The sequence below is a fragment of the Shewanella sp. OMA3-2 genome, assembly GCF_021513195.1.
Taxonomy (GTDB): Bacteria; Pseudomonadota; Gammaproteobacteria; order Enterobacterales; family Shewanellaceae; genus Shewanella.
Window position 1 is genome coordinate 3,049,138 of sequence record NZ_CP090974.1, and the last position, 24,144, is coordinate 3,073,281.

A 24,144-nucleotide genomic window follows, 5' to 3' on the forward strand; every position below is an offset into this window, starting at 1 on the left:
TTCAAAGTAGACTCCTTGTTAATAATACTTGTTCAGCAAAGCCTGCTGAGTTTATTTGTTTTAGAACGTTTTGCCAATATTGAACGAGAAAATCTCTGTTTCATCATCTTCATATTCTTTAAGCGGCCACGCCAAGCTAAAGACCATTGGGCCCATAGGAGACAACCATTGCACACTCATGCCCCATGAAGCACGAAGACGCGCAGGATCACTATAATCTTCAAGCTTATTAAATTCTTCTGATGGAAGATTTCGATAAGAATCATAGTCAAACTCAGTATCCCACACGTTACCAGCATCAACAAAGAAACTGGTACGAACAGAATTGGTATAAGCTTCATCTAAGAATGGCGTTGGAACAATTAGCTCCATACTTGCTGTTGCAATGGCATTACCACCAATTGAGCGACCTTGGCTAACCTGAATTTGATTAGGATCACCAGGTAAGCTACAGCCATCTCCTGAAGAATCAGGGGCACAAGGCTCACTACCACGCACTAAGTAGAATGATCTAGGACCAACCGAGTTCGATTTAAAGCCGCGTAATGAGCTACTACCACCTGAGTAATAGTTTTCCCAAAATGGCAGGATTTGATCGTTATCATTATATTGACCATAACCGTTGGCATAGCCCAAACGTGCTCGGGTCAAAAATACAAAACTGTGTGTGCGTGTTAATGGGAAATAAAAGTTGGTATCAAGATCCGCTTTAAAATATTGTAGATCAGATCCTGGTATTGTCGTTTTACCGTTTAAGCGCTGTGACGAACCATCTGTTGGGAAGGTACCGCGGTTTAATGTACTTCTATACCAACCACCATTGAGCTCAAAATTATCAAAAGATAGGTCAGAATTAGGATCTTCACTGTCACGATACACATTATAAAAACGCAGCGCTTGTTCGTAGGCGGAGATTTCAGAAATGGCATTATGACGATAACCAATCCCCCCATTTAAGCGGTTATATTCATTAATCGGAAAACCAGAGTTTAATGCCACACCATAAGAGTTATTCTTGTAGCGCTCTAAGTTAGCTTCATTGGCATCAAACTCACTCCAGTAAACACTGCCGCCTAAGCTAACACCATCTTTAGTAAAATAAGGGTCAGTAAAGGAAAGGTTTGCACTTTTTGAATATTTGTTAGTATTGATACTTACACCGGCTTGATTGCCTGTGCCAAGGAAGTTATTTTGTTCCACACCAAACTGTAAACTTACACCAGACTCGGTGCCATAACCGACACCCGCATTAAACGAGCCTGATGGCTGCTCTTTAACCGACACAGCAACATCCACTAAGTCATCACTGCCTGGCACTTGTATTGTTTCAGTATCAACGGTCTCAAAATAGCCTAAACGGTTTAAACGCGCTTTGGACTGCTCAATTTGAGCAGAATTCAACCACGCACCTTCCATTTGGCGTAATTCACGGCGCATGACTTCATCTTTCGTCACTGTGTTACCCGTGAAGTTAATTGCGCGAACATAGACACGTTTACCCGGTTTAATATTGACGTTTAAAGCAACTTCTTTGTTTTCATCATCAATTTCTGGGTAGACTTTAACTTCAGGGTAAGCATAACCAAAACGGCCAAGATACTTACTGTACATTTCTTCGGTGTAAGTGACATCTGCGCCATTGTACATACTGCCAGCTTTAAGTGGCAATATAGCTTTCAGTAACGCTTCACGGCCCATTAAATCACCGGTTAAATTAACGTCTTTAATCTTGTACTTTTCGCCTTCATTGACGTTAATCGTAATATATAATCCTTTACGATCTGGGGTCATAGCAACTTGTGTAGAGGTCACATCAAAACGAATATAACCTTGGTTGTGGTAATAGGTTTTAATCGTCTCTAAGTCAGCTTGTAACTTTTGTTTTTGATAGCGACGCTCACCAAATAAATCCCACCATGCAACAAAGTCTTTCAACTCAAGCATGCTAATTAATTCAGAGTCAGTGAAAACCGTGTTACCGACCACGTTAATTTGACGAATTTCAGCCGCTAACCCCTCGGTAAAGTTAAACTGCAACTCCACTCGGTTACGCGGTAGATTGATAATTTGAGCTTCTACTTTAGCGCCATACTTACCGACACCATAATAGAAATCTTGTAAACCTTTCTCTATGCCAGATAACATAGTGCGATCTAAAGATTCACCAATTTTGACACCAGAACCATCAAGACTCTCTTGAAGCTGCTCATCTTTAATATCTTTGTTACCTTCAAACGTCACCGCACTAATCGTTGGGCGCTCTTTGACGGTAACGTACAACACGCCATTTTCATGACTGACATTGATGGTTTCGAAATTGGTCGAACCATATAAGCTTTTTATCGCCTGTTGTATTTTAACTCGATCAACTGTGTCACCGACTTTAACCGGTAAGTTTAATAATGCAGCTCCTAATGCTACACGCTGTAGACCTTCAACTTGAATGTCTGTGACTTCAAATGGTTGGAATGTATTTGCCCAACCGTTTCCCGCATAAGACGCACCGACGAATAACATCGAGGCAAAAATTTTATTCAATCTCATAGAGCACTTCTAATTATTTGTCTGTCCTGCTCAGAGTCGGGCAAAATCGTTGAAAAGCGCTACGCTCATCAACATTAGCAGCAAAGCTGCGCCGAACCTGAATCCAATTTCCTGCACCTTTTCAGGTACAGGCCTACCCGTAATCACTTCAATAAAGTAATACAGCAAGTGTCCACCATCTAGCACTGGTAGAGGCATTAAGTTAATGATGCCTAAGTTAACGCTAATTAGTGCGATAAACCCAAGAAAGTACACCAATCCATAATTTGCACTGGCTCCTGCACCCTGCGCAATAGAAATGGGACCACTTAAGTTTTTCACCGACACATCGCCGGTAAATAATTTGCCGATCATTTTGAAACTAACCACCACTAACTGCCACGTTTTATCAGCAGCGGCGGAGACGGAATCTATCATGCCATATTGTAAATCAAAGCGCATATTTTCAGGCCACTGCGCCGCAGTAGGGCTAACCCCTATCATACCAATGACTTCACCTTTAGCATTTTTTTGAGCCTGGGGTACAATTTCGACTAGCTGCTGTACACCCGCTCGCTCAATTAACATTGCTATCGGTTTATTGGCAGACGTTTGTATCACATCAACAAACGCATTCCAATCTTTGTAATCTTGTTGATTAATACTCACAATTCGATCGCCAAGCATTAATCCTGAAATTTGTGCCGCGCTACCATCGCTTATCGCGGCAATAACAGGCTCGATGCCAGGTCTAAATATACCTAATCCTATCGCAGTGATAGGGGATTCTTTCTCAGGATCAAATTGCCATTGGCTAATATCTAGCTCATATGTGGTACCTGCTACCCCATCGACGTCTAATCGAGACAATGGCGCAAGGGTTATATCGACCTGATCATTACCGATATAGCCTACTAAGGCTAAATTCACTTCTTCCCAATTGCGCACCGATTGCCCAGAAACGGCAATGATTTGTTGCGGTTCTGACAACTGAATTATCGCAGCTGGAGAATTTGCTTTAGTGGAATCAATAACGGGTTTTATTGAAGGTACGCCAATTAGATACATGGCATACAATGCAATAATCGCAAAAATAAAATTAGCTACTGGTCCTGCTGCCACAATGGCAATACGTTGCCATACATTTTTACGGTTAAATGCTTGGTCAAGCATGTCCTCTGGCACAGTTTCAACACGCTCGTCGAGCATTTTGACATAGCCTCCAAGAGGGATCATTGCTACCACATATTCAGTGCCATCTTTGCCGACTTTTCGCCAAATAGCTTTACCAAAACCAATAGAGAACTTTTCGACTTTTACGCCGCACTTGCGTGCAACCCAAAAATGCCCATATTCATGTACTGTAATTAAAATGCCTAAAGCGACAATAAACGAACCTAAATTCCAAAAAAAATCGAACATCTCACTCCTGATCACACCAAGGTTTTAATCGTTAATATCGCTTGCTGTCTTGCTTCGCCGTCTAAGCGAATAATATCTTCAATTGAATTCAATGCCGTTGGACTGACTGAAACAAGGCATTGTTCATTTATTATTGCAATATCCGTAAATTTAATTCGCCCCTGTAAAAAGGCGTCTACCGCAACTTCATTAGCGGCATTTAATACTGTTGTCGACTCTTGACCTTGTTTGCATGCTTCGATTGCTAACTTCAAACAAGGGAAACGATTAAAGTCAGCCTCAAAGAAGCTTAACTGTCCGACTTTGAAAAAATCTAAAGGTTCAACTCCGGCCGTAATTCTTTGCGGATAGCTCATACAATGAGCAATCGGCGTACGCATATCAGGATTACCCATCTGTGCGATAACTGAACCATCTTTATATTGCACCATTGAATGAATAACGCTTTGAGGATGGATGACGACTTTTAACTGTTCAGGCTGAGTATTAAACAACCAACGTGCTTCGATATACTCTAACCCTTTATTCATCATCGAAGCAGAATCAACGGAAATTTTACGTCCCATAGACCAATTAGGATGATTACAAGCTTGATCAGGAGTCATCTGGGAGAATGATGCTAAATCGGCGGTTAAAAATGGACCACCAGAACCTGTTAGTAAAATATGCGAGATCCCTTCAGCAGCAATATCACAATAACCTAAATTCGCTTGAACAGCTTCAGGCATGCATTGAAAAATAGCATTATGTTCACTGTCTACAGGTAAGATGGTTGCACCTGATGTCTTTGCGGTATGCATGAAAAGCTCACCAGACATAACTAGCGCTTCTTTATTGGCTAGTAACACTCTTTTACCCGCTTTTACTGCGGCAAAGGTTGATACTAACCCTGCAGCACCAACGATGGCAGCCATTACAGTATGCACTTCATGGCTTGTTACCAAACCAATCAAATCTTGCTCTGAGGTGGTCACAATCGTTTTACAACAAGCCGGTAAAGATGCTTTAAGTTTTACCGCAGCCTGCTCATTAACCATATGAGCATAAACAGGCTGGTGAGTCACACATAAAGCATGCATTTTCTCGACGCTAGTATTGGCAACCAAGGCGTAAACACGAAACTTATCAGGGTTTGCTCCAATGACACTTAACGTACTTGCGCCAATTGATCCTGTTGCGCCAAGGATAACCATATTTTGCATCAAGATTACATCCACATCGCAATGTAAATAAGCGTAAATACAGGTAAAGCGGCGGTTAAGCTATCAATTCTATCGAGAATGCCACCGTGACCCTGGCAATATGCTGCCCGAATCTTTAATTTCTGCCACACGTTTAAACATACTTTCTGACAAATCACCAAACGCAGAAGCTAATGCTGTAATGATTGTTACTACAACTAACAGTCCCACTTCTTGCTCTGGAGAGACATACATCACTGCGGCAACAATTAACATAGTGGTTAGTAATCCGCCCGCTAAGCCCTCTAAGGTTTTCGCTGGACTAACACTTGGCATCAACTTATGTTTACCTAAAGTACGCCCAGCAAAATAAGCACCAGTGTCGGTTGCCCACACCACTAACATAACAATAAACACTAACCAACCACCAAAATAAGGGTCTGCATGACTGCTTAATGATTTGAGAGCAATTAAAGACACAAAGCAAGGGATCAGCGTTAATTGGCCAAACATAGATTTAAACATGTGGCTATCGCGCCAAAACTTAGCGCTTTTAGGAAAACTAAACACCAATATGGTACTGCACACCCACCAGACAACACCAATGCTGATAATAGCTAAAAACATTGGGTTAATATGACCTTTAAACCAAAGACTATCGGCAGGGAACATCACATTAATGACAACCAATAAAATGGTCACGGTCACAGTAAATGACCATTGGGTAACATGACATTCTTTATCAATAAATCGACCCCACTCTTTTGCTGCAATCGCAAAGATAGGAACTAAACACCACGCAAAATAAACCGTAGGTACCCAGAAAATACCGGCCAATACAAGTGGGATTAAACAAAGTGCTGTTATTATTCGTTGTTTTAGCAAAAAAATAATCCTTTTTAAAATTATAGCGTACGTATTTCTTCGATTTGACTCCTGGTCAAACCAAAGCGACGCTGGCGGCTGGCAAACATTGCCAGTGCATGATGAAAAGCTTTCTCATCAAAATCAGGCCACAGTGTTTCAGTAAACACTAATTCAGCATAGGCGGCCTGCCATAAAATAAAATTACTGATGCGGTAATCACCGCCCGTTCTTATCATTAAATCAACTTCGCTTTGATTTTGCATGCACAAATGTTGATTTAATGCCTCTTCAGTCATCTGACTGCTGCTGATTTCGCCACTCTCGACCTTTTTGGCCAATTTTTGAGCAGCCTGCATAATATCCCAACGTCCGCCGTAGTTAGCTGCAACATTTAAGATAAGACCAGTGTTATGTGCAGTTTTGTCTTGAGCTTGTGCAATTTGAGTTTGCAATCTAGCAGAGAATCGACTGATATCACCAATAATATTTAGTCTAACTTGGTTTTTGTCCAGACGTTTAATTTCACGTTGTAACACACTGAAAAAAAGCTCCATCAACAAGCTGACTTCTTTATCGGGTCTGCGCCAATTTTCACTTGAAAAGGCGAATAAAGTCAGCGACGCTATTCCCAACTGACTCGCTGCACTTACTATGCGTCTTACTGCTTTAACGCCTGCTTTATGGCCTACGACTCTTGGCATACCTTTATTTTGCGCCCAACGTCCATTGCCATCCATAATGATAGCAACGTGTTTAGGCAAAGACTGCCTAACGATGTCAGATAATTGTCCAGGTAAACATTCTGATGAAGCTAAGTCAGAAGGGGAAGCAATACCTGATCCATAATCATTTGTAGATGACATTAACAACAACCCTATAAAAAACAAACGCCGTGTAGTATACACTTACACGGCGTATTAACTCTAGCGTTGAACGCTGAAGTTTAAACTTCCATTAGCTCTTTTTCTTTAGCGGCTAAAAGTTGATCAACCTGCTTGATAGCAGTATCGGTAAACTTTTGGACACTATCTTCACTACGACGTACATCATCTTCAGTACAGTCTTTGGCTTTTTCAAGCTTTTTAACTTCTGTAATAGCGTCACGACGCACGTTACGGATAGCAATACGGCCATTTTCAGCTTCGTTGCGAACCACTTTAATGAAGTCTTTACGACGTTCTTCAGTTAGCGCTGGAAGTGGTATACGCATTGACGTACCCGCTGTCATTGGATTTAAACCCAAATCAGAAGACATAATAGCCTTCTCTACCGCTTGAACCAATGTTTGATCAAACACTGTCACGTTAAGCGTGCGAGAATCTTCAATACCTATGTTCGCCACTTGCTTAAGAGGGGTCATTGTACCGTAGTAAGATACTTGAATTGAATCTAAAAGGCTCGGGTGTGCACGACCTGTACGCACTTTCGCCATTTGATTTTTACTTGCATCAACACATTTTCCCATGCGCTCTTGCGCATCTAACATAATTGTCTCAATCACAATAATTTCCTTTTTCACAAAATTTTTTTGAGCTGATAGATAAAGAATGACACAGACAGTAGATCAGCTCAAATAGGGATTGCACTTTATTTAATGCAATAATGAATGTTATTTTGGACTACTATTTTTTTGACTGCTAATAATAGTGCCTTCACCTTCGCCCATAATCACACGTCTAAGTGCGCCAGGTTTGTTCATGTTAAACACTAAAATAGGTATATCGTGATCACGCGCCATTGTAAATGCAGCAAGGTCCATTATCTTAAATTCAGACTCTAATACTTCAGCATAAGTGAGCGTGTCGTACTTAACCGCTTCAGGGTTTTTCATCGGGTCAGCAGAGTAAACACCATCTACTTTAGTCCCTTTTAATACTACTTCAGCTTCAATTTCAATACCGCGTAAGCAGGCTGCTGAATCTGTGGTGCAAAATGGATTACCCGTACCTGCGGCAAAAATCACTACCGGCCAGATTTAAGCAAACTAATCGCCTCTGCCCAGTTGTAATCATCACAAACACCCTTTAACGGAATGGCTGACATGAGACGTGCATTAACATAGGCACGGTGCAGCGCATCACGCATCGCTAAACCATTCATTACCGTCGCTAGCATTCCCATGTGATCACCTACTACACGGTTCATGCCTGCTTGCGCAAGACCTTCACCACGGAACAGATTACCACCACCAATGACCACACCAACTTGAATACCTAACTCAACTAGCTCTTTTACTTCTTGAGCCATACGATCAAGTACTTTAGGGTCGATGCCGAAGCCTTCTTCGCCCATTAATGCTTCACCGCTTAATTTAAGCAGAATACGTCTAAACGCAGGTTTTGGATTGGTGCTCATAATTTTTATCCTGATCATAACAAGACCGCAGCGATTGCTGCGGTCTTAGGGTATTTAGAGAGAAAAGCGATTACGCCTTTTTAGTTGCAGCGATTTGTGCAGCTACTTCAGCAGCAAAATCTTCTTGCTTCTTCTCGATACCTTCACCCACTTCTAAACGAATGAAGTTAGTTACTGTGGCTTTTTTCTCTTTAAGAATTTCACCAACAGTTTTCTTTGGTTCCATGATGTAAGCTTGACCAGTAAGAGAGATCTCACCAGTAAACTTCTTCATACGACCAACAACCATCTTCTCAGCGATTTCTTGTGGCTTGCCTTCGTTCATCGCGATTTCTACTTGTAGAGCTTGTTCTCTTTCAACAAGTTCTGCAGGTACATCTTCAGGGTTAACGAATTCAGGCTTAGAAGCAGCAACGTGCATTGCGATGTGCTTTAAGGTTTCTTCATCAGCTTCACCAGTAACCACAACACCGATACGGTCGCCATGGCGGTAAGAAGCTAAGTTAGCACCATCGATGTACTCAACGCGACGAATGTTGATGTTTTCACCAATTTTAGTCACAAGTGCAACACGAGTCTCTTCAAACTGTGCTTTTAAGTCTTCGATGGTCACTTTTGATGCAGCAGCAACATCTAGTACTGCGTTAGCAAATCCTAGGAAGTTTGAATCTTTTGCAACGAAGTCAGTTTGACAGTTAACTTCTAATAGCGCAGCGAAACCTTCACCATTCTTAATTAGAATAGTACCGTCAGCAGCGATGTTACCCGCTTTTTTAGCAGCTTTGGCAGCGCCACTTTTACGCATATTATCAATCGCTAGTTCGATGTCACCGTCAGTTTCAGTCAGTGCATTCTTACAGTCCATCATGCCAGCGCCAGTGCGGTCACGAAGTTCTTTAACTTGGGCAGCAGTAATCGCCATTGTTAAATCCTCTAATTTAGTTGGTCTAATTTTACATTATAAAACAGGGGCCATTAGGCCCCTGTTCACCAATTTTTTATTGGCAAATAAGGGGGATGGTTAACCATCTCACCTTATTAAACAGCTTCTACGAAACCGTCTTGTTCAGCTTGAACAGCGATATCTTGACCACGGCCTGAGTTAGCGGCAGCAGCAACAGATGAAGTGTACAAACGAATTGCACGCATCGCATCATCGTTACCAGGAACGATATAGTTAACGCCATCTGGTGCAGAGTTAGTATCAACAACTGCAACAACTGGGATACCTAGGTTGTTTGCTTCTTTAATAGCGATATGCTCATGGTCAGCACCGATAACGAATAATACGTCAGGTAAGCCGCCCATGTTTTTAATTCCGCCTAAAGATTTTTCTAACTTGTCTAACTCGCGTGAGCGCATTAACGCTTCTTTCTTAGTTAGCTTGTCGAAAGTACCATCGATAGATTGGCTTTCTAGCTCTTTAAGACGCTTGATTGACTGACGAACAGTTTTCCAGTTGGTTAACATGCCGCCTAACCAACGGTGATCAACATAGTACTGGTCACAAGAAATAGCAGATTCTTTAATAGCTTCGCCAGCAGCGCGCTTAGTACCTACGAATAAAATCTTACCTTTCTTAGAAGCAACATTGCTAATGAAAGCTAAAGCTTCATTGAACATTGGTACAGTGTGCTCAAGGTTGATGATGTGTACACCGTTGCGAGCACCGAAGATGAAAGGCTTCATCTTTGGGTTCCAGTAACGTGTTTGGTGACCGAAGTGAACACCAGCTTGAAGCATTTCGCGCATTGTAACTGTAGTCATTTTATATACCTTAATGTAATAAAGGGGTTAGACCTCCACGCATCCCATTTCTCGACCCTTAGCAACCTATTAGGCTTTAAGAGCACCCCGAAAAATGTGCCGATACGTGTGTGATTTAGTATTTAAGTTAATTGCCATGTATAATAGCCGCAAATTTTGACAGTTTGTAGAAACAGGGAGTATTTTAGCCACCCTAAAGTGGATATTTATTCTACAAGGTTCGACAAACAGCAAACACGATCTTATACATAACGGCGCGCTTTATACCATAAACAGCTATCAAACACAAATTTTTACATGTAATTGATGACTAAAAACGTGCCTTTTTTGAACGTTAAAAACCAAGAGAAGATCCATGAGTATTGTGATTAAAAATGCCGACGAAATTGAAAAAATGCGTGCTGCAGGTAAACTTGCGGCCCAAGTACTGGAAATGATCGTGCCACACGTGGTTGTAGGTGCGACAACGGATCAATTAAATGCCATTTGCGCTCAATATACTGAAGAGCAAGGAGCCATTTCTGCGCCGTTGAATTATCATGGTTTTCCTAAATCTATTTGCACTTCAGTCAATGATACTATTTGTCATGGCATCCCTTCTGATTACGTATTAAAAGACGGTGATATTTTAAATATTGATATCACGGTAATAAAAGATGGCTATCATGGCGATACGTCAAAAATGTTTTTAATTGGTGACGTTAGCCCTAAAGACAAACGCTTATGCCGTATTGCACAAGAAAGTCTTTACCTTGCTATCCGTAAAGTCCGTCCTGGTGCAAAATTAGGCGAAATTGGCACCTGTATCGAAAAATTCATCAAAGCGAGTAAATCAGGGCTTGATAAGTATTCCATCGTACAAGATTATTGTGGTCACGGCATTGGTTCAGGCTTCCATGAAGAGCCACAGGTTGTTCATTATAAAAATAATGACAAAACCGTGATTAAACCTGGAATGTGTTTCACTATTGAGCCGATGATCAACGCAGGCCGCCACACATCGATATTAGATAAAAATGACAACTGGACCGTTACTACCTCAGATGGTAAAAATTCGGCGCAGTGGGAACATACGCTACTTGTAACTGAAACGGGTGTTGAAGTGCTTACCTTACGTGAAGAAGAAGACTTTCCGAGAATCATTAACTTTTAACTCTTAAATCAGTCAAGGATATCGATGAATACCGCGCTGGCAGCAAAAAATACTTTACTTGAACTTAACCAGCGCTTAGTTGAGCAATATAAAGCGAAGCACCCTATCGCAGACATTGTTAGTCAACGCAGCGCATTTATCGATAACTTACTCCAAAGTGCCTGGATTGATTGTCAACTAAACCAATATCCAATGACATTAATTGCCGTTGGTGGATACGGACGGGGTGAGCTACTGCCTTATTCTGATGTCGATTTATTGTTTTTAGTTGAACAAGACGAAATATGCCAAAACACCCAAGCTAAACTCAGTGCACTGATAACTTATCTTTGGGATGCAGGGCTTGAAATTGGTCACAGTGTTAGAACAGTTACGCATACAATCGAGCAAGGCAAAGCTGACATTACCATTGCCACAAATCTGATTGAAGCACGATTTCTGTGTGGCGATACCACTTTATTTGACACCTTGTATCAACGAATTCGCCTAGATGATTTTTGGCCTTCGGCTGATTTTTATAATGCAAAAAAAGAAGAGCAAACTCTACGTCATTCAAAAGCCAGCGCCTTTGACCTCGAACCCAATATCAAAACTTGTCCTGGTGGTTTAAGAGATATTCAAACCATTGCTTGGGTAGCCATGCGCCATTTTGACGCGGCCAACCTAACCGAATTAGTTGAACACGATTTTCTTGAGCCATCAGAGCTAGAAGAGCTTCTCGAGTGCCAAAATTATCTATGGGAAATTCGCTTTGCGCTGCACATCAGTGCTAATCGCAATGAAAACCGCTTATTGTTCGACTTACAACGCCAAATTGCCAGCCTACTGGGTTATGAAGATGCCACTCAGTTGGCAGTAGAGCAAATGATGAAACGCTATTATCGCACCGTAAGGCGGATAATGGAGTTGAATCAAATGCTGTTACAATTATTCAAACGGGCAACACTGGGGCATATAAAAGCGCTTGAAATACAAAAGATTAATGATAACTACCAACGCCGTGGTCATTACATAGAAGTCTTAGATGATCAATTGTTTAATCACTATCCAGAAGAGATTTTACGATTATTTCTGCATTCTATTAGAAACTCGAATATTGAAAATATTTATGCACCAACATTACGCTTACTGAGAAAAGCTCGCCGCAGCTTAACTGGCCCGCTGCAAGCTAGTGCAGCTTGTCGCAAAGTGTTTATGGAAATATTAAAACACCCTCGCGGTATTATTGCGCTGTCGATGATGCATAAACACGGTATTTTATCATCGTACCTTCCGGCCTGGAGAAGCATTGAAGGACAAATGCAATTTGACCTATTTCATGCCTATACAGTGGATGAACATACCCATAGATTATTACTTAACATTGATCGTTTCTCACAGGCTGAACAAAAAGACGAATTCCCGCTAGGCGCTGTACTGATTAATCAACTGCCCAAAAAAGGCTTATTAGTATTAGGCGCTATCTTTCATGATATAGCCAAAGGCCGCGGTGGCGATCACAGTAAACTGGGTGCACAAGATGCGCTCGATTTTTGTAAACTGCACGGTTTAAATGATCATGACGGACGCTTAGTTGCCTGGCTTGTCGAAAATCACTTAGTAATGTCGATAACCGCACAAAGACGTGATATTTCAGACCCTGACGTAGTGGCAGATTTTGCCGATAAAGTATACGATGCGGCGCATTTAAGTTATTTGTATTGTTTAACTGTCGCTGACATTTGCGCAACCAATGAAAAAACCTGGAATAACTGGAAAGGCTCTTTACTGCGTGATTTATACTTCTCGACCCAAAGGGTACTGGCAAGAGGTAAAGAAAAGCCAGTAGATGAGCAAGCTAGAGTTGATGAGGTGCAGGCTAAAGCGCAGAAAGAACTATTTCGTCGCGGCTTAAAAGATAAAGATATGCAGGCATTATGGCGTCGATTTAAACCTGAATATTTTTTACGCCATCAACCCAATCAGGTCGCATGGCACACCGAAGCCATTCTTAAACATAACCAAGATGAACCTTTGGTATTAATGTCAAAACACACCACCCGTGGTGGCACTGAACTATTTGTCTACAGCAAAGATAGACCCAAACTCTTCGCCACCGTAATGACTGTATTAGATAATAAAAACATCAACGTACATGATGCAAATATCATGACGTCAATTGATAATTTTGCACTAGACACCTTCGTTATTTTAGAACAAGATGGCGAGCCTATTTTACAGCTATCCCGCATACAGAGTATCAGAAAGGCGCTTGAAAAAGCCCTTGCAAACGAAAACCCTAAATTACCTAAATTTAGGAAACTTGCACGAATAATGAAGCCCTTTAATGTGCCGACGCAAGTCAGTTTTCTACCTAGCATTCGTCAAGACACCAGTATGATGGAGCTAATCGCCCTTGATTCACCTGGATTATTAGCAAAAGTGGGTGATATTTTTTATCGCTGTGAAGTCATTTTATTAGCAGCCAAGATCACCACCATTGGCGAGCGAGCAGAAGATTTTTTTATCTTACAAACACAAGCTGGCCAAGCGCTAAATGAAACGCAACAACAAAATTTATCTTATGCGCTACATGTAGCGTTAAATCAATCTAATTAATTACTATGATATTAGGAGAGTTCCATGGAGGCATTACGCCAACGAATAGAGGCGGCATTTGAAGCACGTCAAACTATCACCCCTAGCACAGTAGAGCCAAGTGTACGTGCTGACGTAGAAACAGTGATAAACATGCTTGATAAAGGTCAAGCACGTGTCGCTGAAAAAATCGATGGCGAATGGCATGTTCATCAGTGGTTAAAAAAAGCAGTGTTATTATCATTCCGTATTTTTGATAACGGTGTTATAGAAGGCGGTGATACTAAATATTTTGATAAAGTGCCACAAAAGTTTGCCGACTATGATGAAGCTCGCTTTAAAGCAGAAGCTATTCGCGTTGTGCCGCCAGCGACTGTGCGTAAAGGATCATTTATCGGTAAAAACACTGTGTTAATGCCATCTTACGTTAACTTAGGTGCTTATGTTGATGAAGGAACTATGGTTGATACTTGGGCAACCGTAGGTTCATGTGCACAAATCGGTAAAAATGTTCACTTATCGGGTGGTGTCGGCATAGGTGGCGTACTCGAACCATTACAAGCAGGACCAACCATTATTGAAGACAACTGCTTTATTGGTGCCCGCAGCGAAATTGTTGAAGGTGTCATTGTTGAAGAAGGCAGTGTGATTTCTATGGGTGTTTACATTGGTCAAAGCACACGTATTTTTGATCGTGAAACCGGTGAAGTGCATTACGGCCGAGTTCCTGCAGGCTCTGTAGTCGTTTCAGGTACCCTACCATCAAAGTGCGGCACTTATAGCCTGTACGCCGCTATTATTGTCAAAAAAGTAGATGCTAAAACCCGTGGTAAAGTCGGCATTAACGAGTTGTTACGTATCGTAGATTAATCTAGAACATCAACTGGCATGTTCAATGCTGGTTAACAAAAAAGGCTCTTAGGAGCCTTTTTTAATACTTAACCTTAGTTGAGGCTACTTAACAATAAAACATATCCGCTTGATTTTTTAAATACTTTTATTTTTCACAGCTTCTTTTCCAATTAGAACACGACAGTCTTATTACCATAAACAACCACTTGTTCATTCAATACTAACTGTAATGCTTTACTGAGTACGCTTTTCTCAACATCACGGCCTTGATGAGCCAACTCTTCAGCACTGTAACTGTGATCAACAGAAATCACATCTTGCTTAATAATCGGTCCTTCATCTAAACAGTTATTGACGAAGTGGGCTGTCGCACCAATAATTTTAACCCCACGGTCCCAAGCTTGTTTATAGGGCGAAGCGCCAATAAAGGCTGGTAAAAATGAATGGTGAATATTAATAATTCGGTCAGGAAATTGGGTCACAAACTCAGGGGTTAGCACCCGCATATATTTCGCTAATACAAGATAATCCGCTTCATAGGGCTTAATCACCTCAAGCATTGCCTGCTCATGCTCTTCACGATTAAGCCCTTCATGGCTAACATAATGGAAAGGGATGTCAAATTTTTCAGTTAAATTTTGCAATACATCGTAATTACCCACCACGGCAGCAATTTCAACATCTAAACCACCGTAATATGACTTCATTAATAAATCACCTAAACAATGTGCTTCTTTGGTTACCATCACTACAATACGTTTTTTACCCGCATCGACTAATTTTAGATGATTTTTAGCGGGTAATACGGCTTTTAATTCGCTGATAAATTCGGCATCATTAATTTTGCCATCCAATACTGTGCGCATAAAAAACCGCCCTTGGGCATGGTCAACAAACTCAGTATTTTTAATGACATTAAGGTGATGAGCAAAACATACACTCGAAATTTTTGCGATTAACCCTTGGGCATCTGCACAGTCGATGATCAGTATTTTTCTGCTCACTGGAGGTTGCACGGTATGATTGTTGCTGGCTGTAGGCGTTGATATTCCCATGGATAGATCTCTTATAGTTTATGACTTATTTGACTTTACTCGAGTCTGCCATTAATCAATCATCATTAGGTAATTTTTATACGGATACTGAGTAAATATCTCATCAAAATGTAACTGTACTAAAGATTGAGCATAAAAATTGATGAAATATTATTAAAATGAAATTTATCGACGGGAATCTATGTATTTCTGTAACAGTTTCCTGAGGGTTTCAGCTTTAGTACCATAGACCACTTGTACCCCTTTACCAACCACGACCACACCTTTTGCTCCCAGGTGAATTAAGCGAGCCTTATCAATTAACCTGGCATCTTTTACACTCACTCGCAGTCGTGTTAAACATGCAGATAGATCAATAATATTATCTCGTCCACCTAAGCCTGCGACCATCCCCCTTAAACTTTCTTTTTGTTGCGGTAACGCGTTTGTTGGCGTTAACCTACCTGGAGTTTTTAAATTGAAGCCAATAATACTGATCCGAAACAAGCTGTAATATACAACCGCAGTTAATGGACCTAATACCATAAACCAATAACTATTACGGGATTGGGGAAACAACAAACTAAAATCGACTAAACCATGGGAAAACACAATGCTATGGTGAATATCTAGCAATATACAAATATTATAAGCAACGCCGGACAACACAGCATGTACCAAAAACAGTAAAGGCGCCACAAACATAAAGGCAAACTCAATGGGCTCAGTAACCCCCGTCAACCAACTAGCCATAGCAGCGGACAACATAATACCCGCGACTCTATTTCGCTCAGTTTTGTCAGCACAGCGCCAAATGGCTAATGCCGCTGCAGGCAATCCCCACATTTTAATTAGATAGCCACCCGCAAGATTACCAGCCATTGGATCACCGGCTAAATATCGGCCGACTTCACCACGTATTAATTGGCCATCATGCCAAAAATTGCCAAACTCTAAATAAAATGGCGCATTCCATATATGATGTAATCCCAATGGAATCAGTAAACGCTCTACAAAACCATATAGTCCGAATGCTATGGAAGGGTCTTGATAAACGGCCCAATTAGATAACAACTCAATATTTAAGGCTAATGGCGGCCAAACATAAGCAAGTAAGCTGGCAAGTATCATAGCTAGCGGCAAAATAATTAAGGGCGCACTTCGCCGCCCTTCAAAAAAGGAAAAAATAGCCGGTAGAGATAGTTTTTCACTTGCATTAACCGCTATGTAAGTTATCGCCCCCACTAACATGCCGCCGGCAATGCCGGTGTCTATAGTGTCGATTCCCCACAGCGGCCTTGAAGGTAATTGATAAAGAGAGCTAAGCGCCCCCATGGTTGAAATAAATACCCCAAATCCAAATACTGCGGTAAAAGCGGCAAGCCCCTGATCTTTACAAAATCCAATTGCAATCGAAATAGCAAAAAGCAGTGGCATCATAGTAAAAATAAGATGTCCAACCGAAGAAAAGATTAAATTAATCGCTTCAGGAATGAAGGGTAAAGGATTAGCCGTTATCCCCAACATAACACCAGCAGCGGGTAATATCGCAATCGGGATCAATAAAGCCTGGCTTAATCGCTGCGCGAACTTAAACCATTGCTGGGTGATAACGTGTTTAGACAAGTTAGCTATAACATGTCTGCATTAGCTGCAGCTTGCCAAGTTGTTAGCCATTCAACAGCATCTAGCTCAGGTTCCATAGTTTCTGTGGCATCGATTTCTAATCTTGGCGTTAATGCCTGTGCGCCCAATTCTGTGAATAATTCATCAAACTGCTTTGCCGCGCCACAAAAGGTGTCATAACTTGAATCACCTAGGCCAACTATACTGTATTTCAATTTAGGCAAATATGGCGCCGCTGATTTCATTTGGGTAAACCAAGGCTGAATATCTTCTGGTAAATCCCCTGGCCTGTGGTTGAGCAAACAATAATAAGATAATCGGACTCTGCTGGAATAAATCCAGCTAGTTCACTCGGTTGTTTTAAACTTGTAGTAAAACCCATCGCTGTAATTTTTTTTGCTAATGTTTCAGCGGTAAATTGCGCACTACCATAAACAGTACCAAAAACAAGATTAACATTTGCCACTACTTTTTCCTTCTTATGCCATGATTTAAAAATCGATTACATTATAGCTAACATACTGTATAAATTCACTTTGTAGCAAGTGTGATTTATTGATGGATTTAAATAAGCATACTGGCTTCAGTATCCAAATCATTCCACCCCAGTAAACTGAAAAGATCTAACCACTCTTGTTCTAACTCAGTCTCTATGTGCATTTTCTCACCCGTTATTGGGTGAGTAAATTGCAAGCTTTTGGCAATAAGCCATAAGCGGTTAACGCCAAAATGTTCACGACCGAATTTATTTTGTTTACCATCGCCATGGGTAGTATCACCAATAATAGGATGACGTAAATGTGCCAGGTGACGACGCAGTTGATGTTTCCTACCCGTTTTAGGGGTAAGTTTGACCAATCCAAAACGACTGGTTGGGTAACGACCAGAGCTAAAAGGAATTTCACTATTAAGTAAGGGTTGATAAGATGTGACAGCATCTTGAGCGGGTTTATTTGCAGCCGCAAATTTGTCTGCCACATCATCAAGTTCAACCTTTAAAGCATAGTCGAGCTCACCAGCATCATGCATATTACCGCGCACTAAAGCCAAGTAGCGTTTTGTCACCGTATGATTTTCAAATTGCTCACATAAATTACGTGCGCATTCACTGCTTTTGGCAAATAACAACACGCCAGATGTCGGGCGGTCTAAACGATGCACCGGAAAAACATGGCAACCAACCAGATCCCGCGTAAGTTGCATAGCAAAGAAACGTTCTTTTCGTGCCAAGTAGCTGCGATGCACTAACAGCCCTGCGGGCTTGTGAATAGCGACAATATGCTCATCTTCAAATAAAATATCTAATTCTGGCGGGCTTTGCTGTGCTTCATCGTCATTGACATCAGTATTATCCTCGGGGGCAGACTCAATATCAGCCATTAAAAGATCATATAAGTTTGGGTCGCTCATCATTATTAGGTCGCTTATGTAGTCGCAAATATATACTATTTTGAGTGAGTTATCAGTTGATCAAATTGTTCCAATAGCACAATAACATCTTGTTTTTCGGGTTTAGTTTGCCACACTTGCTGTGCCATTGGCGCTATCGCCATCTGGTCTGGCAAAGGGCTTCTCATGTCGATTAATTGCTGCATTTTGGGGATAAAAATAAATTGTAACCATTGCTCAAATGCTAAGGTATCGCATGCAAATGGTGCCTTACTCGCTAGCGCGATAGATGAAGGAACCGATGGAGACCACAAGCCTGTTAACTTAAGCTGCAGCTCTAATTTTACTAAAAAGGTCAAACTCGCTTCATAAAGCATAAAATAATCGCTCAAAGACAATGGCAAAGGTTGAATATGATAACATTAGCCACCATTAATACCCACAGATTGCCACGTTTTGTATAGCGAGTTCCCATGACAGAAATCACCACCCTTAGCCAATTTCTTGCCACAGCTAACACTCAATTCCAAGTTTATGATTTAGGCCGAAGAGTGCAAAATATAGATATGATGGCATTTCATCAAATTGAGTCATTGGTAACCCCCTACCCTTATCCCATTCAAGGCCATGCACAGTTTGCGATTGTTTTTTGGCAACAAAGTCAGCAACCTTATATTTGGTTTATCAAGCTTGCTCTTGATGAGCAAGGATTACTCTCTCCTGCACCAAGGCAACAATTCATTAAGATGATCTTAGAGGCATTAGGCCGGGATCCGACCCAAACACTGACAAATGAGCAGCAACAGAAACTGGCTAACCATCCGTTTAGCTTTAAACCGAATCAACATAAATTGGCCATTTTTAATGCGCTAGTAAAAAAACAACTGGGTGAGCAAGCTTCAAGTCAATATGAAGCTGCAGCTCAGTATCTTGCCAGGAAAATGCCATCCGAACAATGGCAGCAAATTGGCATGCAAGGCTTGGCCGATGTATGCGTGAGAATGTCATCATTTGCTCACCAACAAGATATTATCAACACATTACCACTTGCCCCTGTAGAAATGCAGGCAGCATTATGTAGCTGCTTTGAACACCTTGTGATTGAACCGCCCTTAGCTGAGGTATTAGTGACATTATTGGAACAGTCCCCAGTAGAAAATAAAGGGCTATTTTTAAAAGCATTGGCATCAAATACAAAACTCAGTCAACAGGCAATACATAGATTAAATGCCCAAGACCAACTTGATGAAACGATGCTGATCACCATAGCGGCACGTAATTGGTTAGCATTGAAAGATGACACCACCCGCAAATTCTTTTTAGAAGCGCTGGCAAAACAGCCACAAAGCTTTTTTAATCAAGTTTTTGCTGATATTGTTGCCATACCCAGCTTGCGTAATGCTTTACTAACGGATTTACGTAATCCAGATCGCAGCGAACAACTCTCTCTCGCCATTGGCGGTTTATTTAAGGCAACAAGCCTATGATGTCTGATTTTTTAATAATGGCAGCACTGATTGTCACGGCGGCTTTCTTTTGGCAGTTACGCAATATGGCTGAACTAAGCCGCATTTTCGCTGAACAGGCTTGTGGCAAACAAAAAGTGCAGTTACTTGCCATTGCTATGGAATCTGCACGCCCAAGTTTAGGTGGGCACACGGGCTTATGCTGGCGAGCTAAGTTTATGTTTGAATTTAGCACTGATGGGATAAACCAATACCAAGCGCATATTTATATGCATGGAAAAAGAGTCACTAAAATAGACTGGCCTATTTTCCCTGAACCTGAGTGGTTTGATGCGCCAATGTCAAAAGGAAAGTTTGGCGGTTGTGGCACTAAAACAAGTTGTGATTCAGGTAAGTGCCATTAGTTAGAATTAAAATGAACCTAGTAAGCTAACACATCAAAATGAACTAGAATGCTATCTTAACCGATAGCATTTTTATTTGTACTAATGTCAATATTCTTGCGACTGGAATAGCCCAGTAATAAATTGAAAGTATGATTAAAAACACACAAACATAAAAAAGCCCCGACGCATTGTCGAGGCTTGTTTATCCATCGCTTAAACTTTATATTCACATACAAAATTAAGCTTAATAATGGTACCCGAGGCCAGACTTGAACTGGCACGCTTATTCAGCGAGGGATTTTAAATCCCTTGTGTCTACCGATTCCACCACTCGGGCAAACTGTGACGAATTGAATTTCAACTCGTAGAATCTATTGTCAACTTAACAGCTTAGGTTGCGCCGTTGAACTTGCTGCACACTTTACTGTTTTTTTGAAATCTCGCAACAATTAATTTTAACTAAACGATTCAAGTGATTTAAAAAACAACAAAGTGAAGTGTTTTTATCCATTAATGAGCCTGTGCAGCATGAAACACTCATTCTTACTTTATTGATTTTAAGTAGATAGTGGAGCGGTGAAGACGGATAGTGAAGGATGGAGAGTTGAAGGCAGAAAGATAACACGACAAGTTAATCCCAAATACGCTAAAGATGATTACCCTACTTGCCTTTACCTTACGATATGGCTATCAAGGCGCACTTCTATCGTAGCGCTCAGCTTTAACGTCTACCACTTTAAGCTCTACCACTTTAACGCCTACCTTTAGTAGAACAATGACTCACGAAAGACAACATATGGGTCGATATTGTTAATCCTACAGCTTGTAGCAAGATCGCGCCTAAGAGGTTCAGGGCAACTGTATTGACATTTTTTGGGCGCAGCATAATTAACAGTAAATAAACGCCATCAATCGAATCGGCAAGAAACATTTTATAAGTTTTAATAACTCGTTAAAAACAAAATGTTGTTTAAAGATGTTCTCACTCTCACTTCACCCATAAATGGCGGAGTTATTTCTAGCGTGGGTCTAAAATACAATAAAACTATCGCCAACCGGTTTATTAAAAATAACCACCATTAACAATGAATATTAATTTAAAATTAAAATATTGCAACTTAACAAATAATAAAACCCAACACAATTAATTTATAAATGCTGACCATTCATGGCTTTATAGCCAACCTCACCATTTAAGTTGAGACAAAAAAATTTGTTTTTGAAAATTCCTTCTGACAGGCTTGAAGTTATTATTTAAGCTGCTATATTGAGCTTATGAAAACATTAATCCCTGTATTTTATTCTATTATTTTTTTAGGGAGCTTCGCCCTAAAATTCCCCGTTTAAGCGGGCGCAACCCCGCGCCCATCTGTTCTGTAGATTACATAGCACTGACTTACTTAATTTGCAGTCAATACTCATTCCATGTGTATTTTGCAACGCATATTAATAATGTGAGTTTAAGCAACCTGTTATTTAAGCATTATTTCACTCGTACATATAGATTGATTTTTAACTCGGTCATTTAAAAAGAGTAAACGATGCCACTTAAAAAACACGTTTAAACGTATTTTTAAAATATAACAATGTAATTTATTAATAACAGATAACCAAGAGGGATATTAGTTTGCTTTATTTATATGCTCACTAATTCTTTTAAAAAATTTTATTAAATTATTATTTATTAATAGGTGATAACATGTCTAAAAGTGAAATGAAAAAACCGGCGTTGACGTTAAAAGAAAAACGTAAGGTAAAAAAAGAATCAAATACGATAGAAATAGTAAAACCTAGAAAGAGAAGAGGTTAAACCTGCTGGGCGTCGATATTATCGACGCCTTTTTTATACTATATGTAAAGTATGTGATAAAAATCATCCACTAACACGCAATCGCTTAGAATTATCTACTAGCAAGACAGTGCCTATGCATAACTCAACCTCTATCAACATGTCGACGCTAAGGTAAATAGCTAAACCACAATAAAAAAAGGCCGCTAAGCGGCCTTCTTATAGTGTTACTGCGATATATTCTAGCTACGTTGACGTGTAGGCTTAGTTTTACCACCCACCACTTTCGTTTTACGCACAGCACGACGAATTTTAGCACTTTTCACTTTAGAACGTGAAACACTGTGTTTATCGTGGCCGATTAGTGAACGGGTTTCAGCCTCTAAGCTAGCCAGTTGACGCAAATAGTTCACTTGATCTAAAGAAAGCTCTAACCAACCGCCACGTGGCAGTGATTTAGGTAACTCAATCATGCCATAGCGAATACGGATAAGGCGGCTTACTTGTATTTCTTGTGATTCCCATAAACGACGTACCTCGCGGTTACGACCTTCACGTAATGTTACATGCCACCACTGGTTTATACCTTCACCGCCGGCAGGTTTAACACTATCGAACATGGCTGGGCCATCTTCTAAGGTCACGCCAGTACGTAAACGTTGCACCGCAGCCTCTGGTACTTCACCAAAGGTACGCACCGCATATTCACGCTCAACTTCATTCGATGGATGCATTAAGCGGTTAGCTAACTCACCATCTGAGGTAAATAACAATAAACCTGAGGTGTTAATATCTAAACGTCCAACCGCAACCCAGCGAGAGTCACGCATGTTAGGTAAACGTTCAAACACCGTTGGACGGCCTTCAGGGTCTTTGCGCGAACAAATTTCACCTTCAGGTTTGTGGTACGCCAACACACGACAAATAACTTCGTCTACTGACTTTAATGCAATCGCACGTCCATCGATACGTATTTTAGCACTTGCCTCAACACGATCGCCAAGATTAGCAATTTCACCATCAATACTAACTCGGCCTGCAGCAATCCATGCCTCCATCTCACGACGGGAGCCATGGCCTGCACGGGCCAAGACTTTCTGCAACTTTTCGCTCATTAGTATTACTCTTTAGTTTGCTCTTTCGAGACTTGCTCTTGCGAGGTTTGTTCCACATTCTGTGGTGCCTGTTGGGCTTTTTCAAACATCGCTTGAAGTGACTCAATATCATTTAGCTCAGGTAAATCAGCTAACTTGTTTAAGCCAAAATAAGATAAAAAATCTATGGTGGTTGCATACAGTGCTGGTCTACCCGGCACCTCTTTATGTCCGACCACTTTTATCCAATGTCTATCAGCTAAACTTTTTATGATGTGACTGCTGATCGCCACACCTCTTATTTGTTCAATATCGCCCGGGTAACGGGTTGTCGATAGGCAATCACGGCTAAGGTTTCCATGGTTGCACGAGAATACTTAGGTGCTTTTTCTTGCCACAGAGGCTGTAAAAAAGGGCTGAGTATTTCTTGAGTTTGAAAACGATATCCACCAGCAACTTGCACCAGTTGAACACCGCGTTCTTGGTATTCTTGCTGTAATTCATCGACAGCGGCTTTAATTTTCACCCGTGACACATTGAAATCTGCCAGTACAGTTTCTTTCAACGCTTTAATGGTCATCGGCTTGGCTAATACAAATAAACTGGCTTCGATTAATTGCTTTAATTGAGTCGGGTTTATTTGCATCATGGTTTACGCTTCTT

Annotated in this window: 17 protein-coding genes, 1 tRNA gene and 4 pseudogenes; 5 read left to right on the forward strand and 17 right to left on the reverse strand. The window is 40.9% G+C overall.

Going from position 1 to position 24,144, the window contains the following annotated elements:
- Positions 1-60 precede the first annotated feature (60 nt).
- The 9 genes and pseudogenes from bamA to rpsB all read right to left on the reverse strand — a co-directional run bounded on the left by bamA (position 61) and on the right by rpsB (position 10,115).
- On the reverse strand, positions 61-2,544 hold the full coding sequence (gene bamA, locus L0B17_RS13440; RefSeq protein WP_235085487.1) for an outer membrane protein assembly factor BamA: 2,484 nt from the start codon (positions 2,542-2,544) through the stop codon (positions 61-63).
- A 30-nt stretch (positions 2,545-2,574) separates the two neighbouring features.
- Positions 2,575-3,945: a sigma E protease regulator RseP gene (gene rseP, locus L0B17_RS13445; protein WP_235085489.1), complete on the reverse strand. Its 1,371-nt coding sequence runs from the start codon at positions 3,943-3,945 to the stop codon at positions 2,575-2,577.
- A gap of 11 nt (positions 3,946-3,956) precedes the next feature.
- Positions 3,957-5,147: a 1-deoxy-D-xylulose-5-phosphate reductoisomerase gene (gene ispC / locus L0B17_RS13450; protein ID WP_235085491.1), complete on the reverse strand. Its 1,191-nt coding sequence runs from the start codon at positions 5,145-5,147 to the stop codon at positions 3,957-3,959.
- A 5-nt stretch (positions 5,148-5,152) separates the two neighbouring features.
- Positions 5,153-6,011: pseudogene (locus L0B17_RS13455) on the reverse strand (phosphatidate cytidylyltransferase).
- Positions 6,012-6,031: 20 nt separating this feature from the next.
- Positions 6,032-6,856 carry an isoprenyl transferase gene (locus L0B17_RS13460; RefSeq protein WP_235085493.1) on the reverse strand — a complete coding sequence of 275 codons (825 nt, stop codon included), beginning with the start codon at positions 6,854-6,856 and terminating at the stop codon, positions 6,032-6,034.
- An 80-nt stretch (positions 6,857-6,936) separates the two neighbouring features.
- Positions 6,937-7,479, reverse strand: coding sequence for a ribosome recycling factor (gene frr / locus L0B17_RS13465; protein WP_235089822.1), 543 nt, complete (start codon positions 7,477-7,479; stop codon positions 6,937-6,939).
- A gap of 123 nt (positions 7,480-7,602) precedes the next feature.
- Positions 7,603-8,348 (reverse strand): annotated as a pseudogene (pyrH, locus tag L0B17_RS13470) (UMP kinase).
- A 70-nt stretch (positions 8,349-8,418) separates the two neighbouring features.
- Positions 8,419-9,270 carry a translation elongation factor Ts gene (tsf, locus tag L0B17_RS13475; RefSeq protein ID WP_235085494.1) on the reverse strand — a complete coding sequence of 284 codons (852 nt, stop codon included), beginning with the start codon at positions 9,268-9,270 and terminating at the stop codon, positions 8,419-8,421.
- A gap of 116 nt (positions 9,271-9,386) precedes the next feature.
- The gene (gene rpsB, locus L0B17_RS13480; RefSeq protein WP_235085496.1) at positions 9,387-10,115 is read right to left on the reverse strand and encodes a 30S ribosomal protein S2; all 729 of its coding nucleotides are present in this window, start codon (positions 10,113-10,115) and stop codon (positions 9,387-9,389) included.
- A 355-nt stretch (positions 10,116-10,470) separates the two neighbouring features.
- Between rpsB and map the strand changes: the two genes are divergently transcribed.
- From map to dapD, 3 genes are read left to right on the forward strand one after another with little or no spacing between them, the layout of a single operon-like run.
- Positions 10,471-11,268: a type I methionyl aminopeptidase gene (gene map / locus L0B17_RS13485; RefSeq protein ID WP_235085498.1), complete on the forward strand. Its 798-nt coding sequence runs from the start codon at positions 10,471-10,473 to the stop codon at positions 11,266-11,268.
- Between the two features lie 24 nt (positions 11,269-11,292).
- Positions 11,293-13,866, forward strand: coding sequence for a bifunctional uridylyltransferase/uridylyl-removing protein GlnD (gene glnD / locus L0B17_RS13490; protein ID WP_235085499.1), 2,574 nt, complete (start codon positions 11,293-11,295; stop codon positions 13,864-13,866).
- A 24-nt stretch (positions 13,867-13,890) separates the two neighbouring features.
- Positions 13,891-14,715: a 2,3,4,5-tetrahydropyridine-2,6-dicarboxylate N-succinyltransferase gene (gene dapD / locus L0B17_RS13495; RefSeq protein ID WP_235085501.1), complete on the forward strand. Its 825-nt coding sequence runs from the start codon at positions 13,891-13,893 to the stop codon at positions 14,713-14,715.
- 152 nt (positions 14,716-14,867) lie between these two features.
- Here dapD and purU read toward each other — a convergent pair whose 3' ends face one another.
- The 5 genes and pseudogenes from purU to L0B17_RS13520 form a co-directional block, all read right to left on the reverse strand.
- Complete coding sequence (gene purU / locus L0B17_RS13500) at positions 14,868-15,752, reverse strand: formyltetrahydrofolate deformylase (RefSeq protein ID WP_235085502.1); 885 nt, start codon at positions 15,750-15,752, stop codon at positions 14,868-14,870.
- A gap of 165 nt (positions 15,753-15,917) precedes the next feature.
- Positions 15,918-17,357 (reverse strand): PTS transporter subunit EIIC, encoded by a 1,440-nt coding sequence (locus tag L0B17_RS13505; RefSeq protein ID WP_443019896.1) that lies wholly within the window; start codon positions 17,355-17,357, stop codon positions 15,918-15,920.
- 5 nt (positions 17,358-17,362) lie between these two features.
- Positions 17,363-17,823 (reverse strand): annotated as a pseudogene (locus L0B17_RS13510) (flavodoxin).
- A 98-nt stretch (positions 17,824-17,921) separates the two neighbouring features.
- Positions 17,922-18,737, reverse strand: a complete 816-nt coding sequence (gene truC / locus L0B17_RS13515; RefSeq protein WP_235085504.1) for a tRNA pseudouridine(65) synthase TruC — start codon at positions 18,735-18,737, stop codon at positions 17,922-17,924.
- Between the two features lie 65 nt (positions 18,738-18,802).
- Positions 18,803-19,105 (reverse strand): YqcC family protein, encoded by a 303-nt coding sequence (locus tag L0B17_RS13520; RefSeq protein ID WP_235085506.1) that lies wholly within the window; start codon positions 19,103-19,105, stop codon positions 18,803-18,805.
- Between the two features lie 114 nt (positions 19,106-19,219).
- Here L0B17_RS13520 and L0B17_RS13525 point away from each other — a divergent pair, with 114 nt between their 5' ends.
- Both L0B17_RS13525 and L0B17_RS13530 read left to right on the forward strand, forming a co-directional pair.
- Positions 19,220-20,233 carry a DUF3549 family protein gene (locus tag L0B17_RS13525; protein WP_235085507.1) on the forward strand — a complete coding sequence of 338 codons (1,014 nt, stop codon included), beginning with the start codon at positions 19,220-19,222 and terminating at the stop codon, positions 20,231-20,233.
- Positions 20,230-20,616, forward strand: coding sequence for a DUF3301 domain-containing protein (locus L0B17_RS13530; RefSeq protein WP_235085510.1), 387 nt, complete (start codon positions 20,230-20,232; stop codon positions 20,614-20,616). The genes L0B17_RS13525 and L0B17_RS13530 overlap by 4 nt, the downstream gene beginning before the upstream one ends.
- 233 nt (positions 20,617-20,849) lie before the next feature.
- Here the strand turns inward: L0B17_RS13530 and L0B17_RS13535 are convergent.
- From L0B17_RS13535 to scpB, 3 genes and pseudogenes are all read right to left on the reverse strand, one after another.
- Positions 20,850-20,935, reverse strand: a tRNA-Leu gene (locus L0B17_RS13535).
- A 1,694-nt stretch (positions 20,936-22,629) separates the two neighbouring features.
- The gene (gene rluB / locus L0B17_RS13540; RefSeq protein WP_235085512.1) at positions 22,630-23,502 is read right to left on the reverse strand and encodes a 23S rRNA pseudouridine(2605) synthase RluB; all 873 of its coding nucleotides are present in this window, start codon (positions 23,500-23,502) and stop codon (positions 22,630-22,632) included.
- A 5-nt stretch (positions 23,503-23,507) separates the two neighbouring features.
- Positions 23,508-24,127 (reverse strand): annotated as a pseudogene (gene scpB, locus L0B17_RS13545) (SMC-Scp complex subunit ScpB).
- Positions 24,128-24,144 lie beyond the last annotated feature (17 nt).

Excerpts from the sequence above, each read along its gene's own strand:
- rpsB (WP_235085496.1), bottom strand. The coding sequence starts at position 10,115 with ATGACTACAGTTACAATGCGCGAAATGCTTCAAGCTGGTGTTCACTTC.
- L0B17_RS13525 (WP_235085507.1), top strand. The coding sequence starts at position 19,220 with ATGACAGAAATCACCACCCTTAGCCAATTTCTTGCCACAGCTAACACT.
- L0B17_RS13530 (WP_235085510.1), top strand. The coding sequence starts at position 20,230 with ATGATGTCTGATTTTTTAATAATGGCAGCACTGATTGTCACGGCGGCT.
- truC (WP_235085504.1), bottom strand. The coding sequence starts at position 18,737 with ATGGCTGATATTGAGTCTGCCCCCGAGGATAATACTGATGTCAATGAC.
- rluB (WP_235085512.1), bottom strand. The coding sequence starts at position 23,502 with ATGAGCGAAAAGTTGCAGAAAGTCTTGGCCCGTGCAGGCCATGGCTCC.
- map (WP_235085498.1), top strand. The coding sequence starts at position 10,471 with ATGAGTATTGTGATTAAAAATGCCGACGAAATTGAAAAAATGCGTGCT.
- frr (WP_235089822.1), bottom strand. The coding sequence starts at position 7,479 with ATGTTAGATGCGCAAGAGCGCATGGGAAAATGTGTTGATGCAAGTAAA.
- ispC (WP_235085491.1), bottom strand. The coding sequence starts at position 5,147 with ATGCAAAATATGGTTATCCTTGGCGCAACAGGATCAATTGGCGCAAGT.
- glnD (WP_235085499.1), top strand. The coding sequence starts at position 11,293 with ATGAATACCGCGCTGGCAGCAAAAAATACTTTACTTGAACTTAACCAG.
- dapD (WP_235085501.1), top strand. The coding sequence starts at position 13,891 with ATGGAGGCATTACGCCAACGAATAGAGGCGGCATTTGAAGCACGTCAA.
- L0B17_RS13460 (WP_235085493.1), bottom strand. The coding sequence starts at position 6,856 with ATGTCATCTACAAATGATTATGGATCAGGTATTGCTTCCCCTTCTGAC.
- rseP (WP_235085489.1), bottom strand. The coding sequence starts at position 3,945 with ATGTTCGATTTTTTTTGGAATTTAGGTTCGTTTATTGTCGCTTTAGGC.
- bamA (WP_235085487.1), bottom strand. The coding sequence starts at position 2,544 with ATGAGATTGAATAAAATTTTTGCCTCGATGTTATTCGTCGGTGCGTCT.
- tsf (WP_235085494.1), bottom strand. The coding sequence starts at position 9,270 with ATGGCGATTACTGCTGCCCAAGTTAAAGAACTTCGTGACCGCACTGGC.
- purU (WP_235085502.1), bottom strand. The coding sequence starts at position 15,752 with ATGGGAATATCAACGCCTACAGCCAGCAACAATCATACCGTGCAACCT.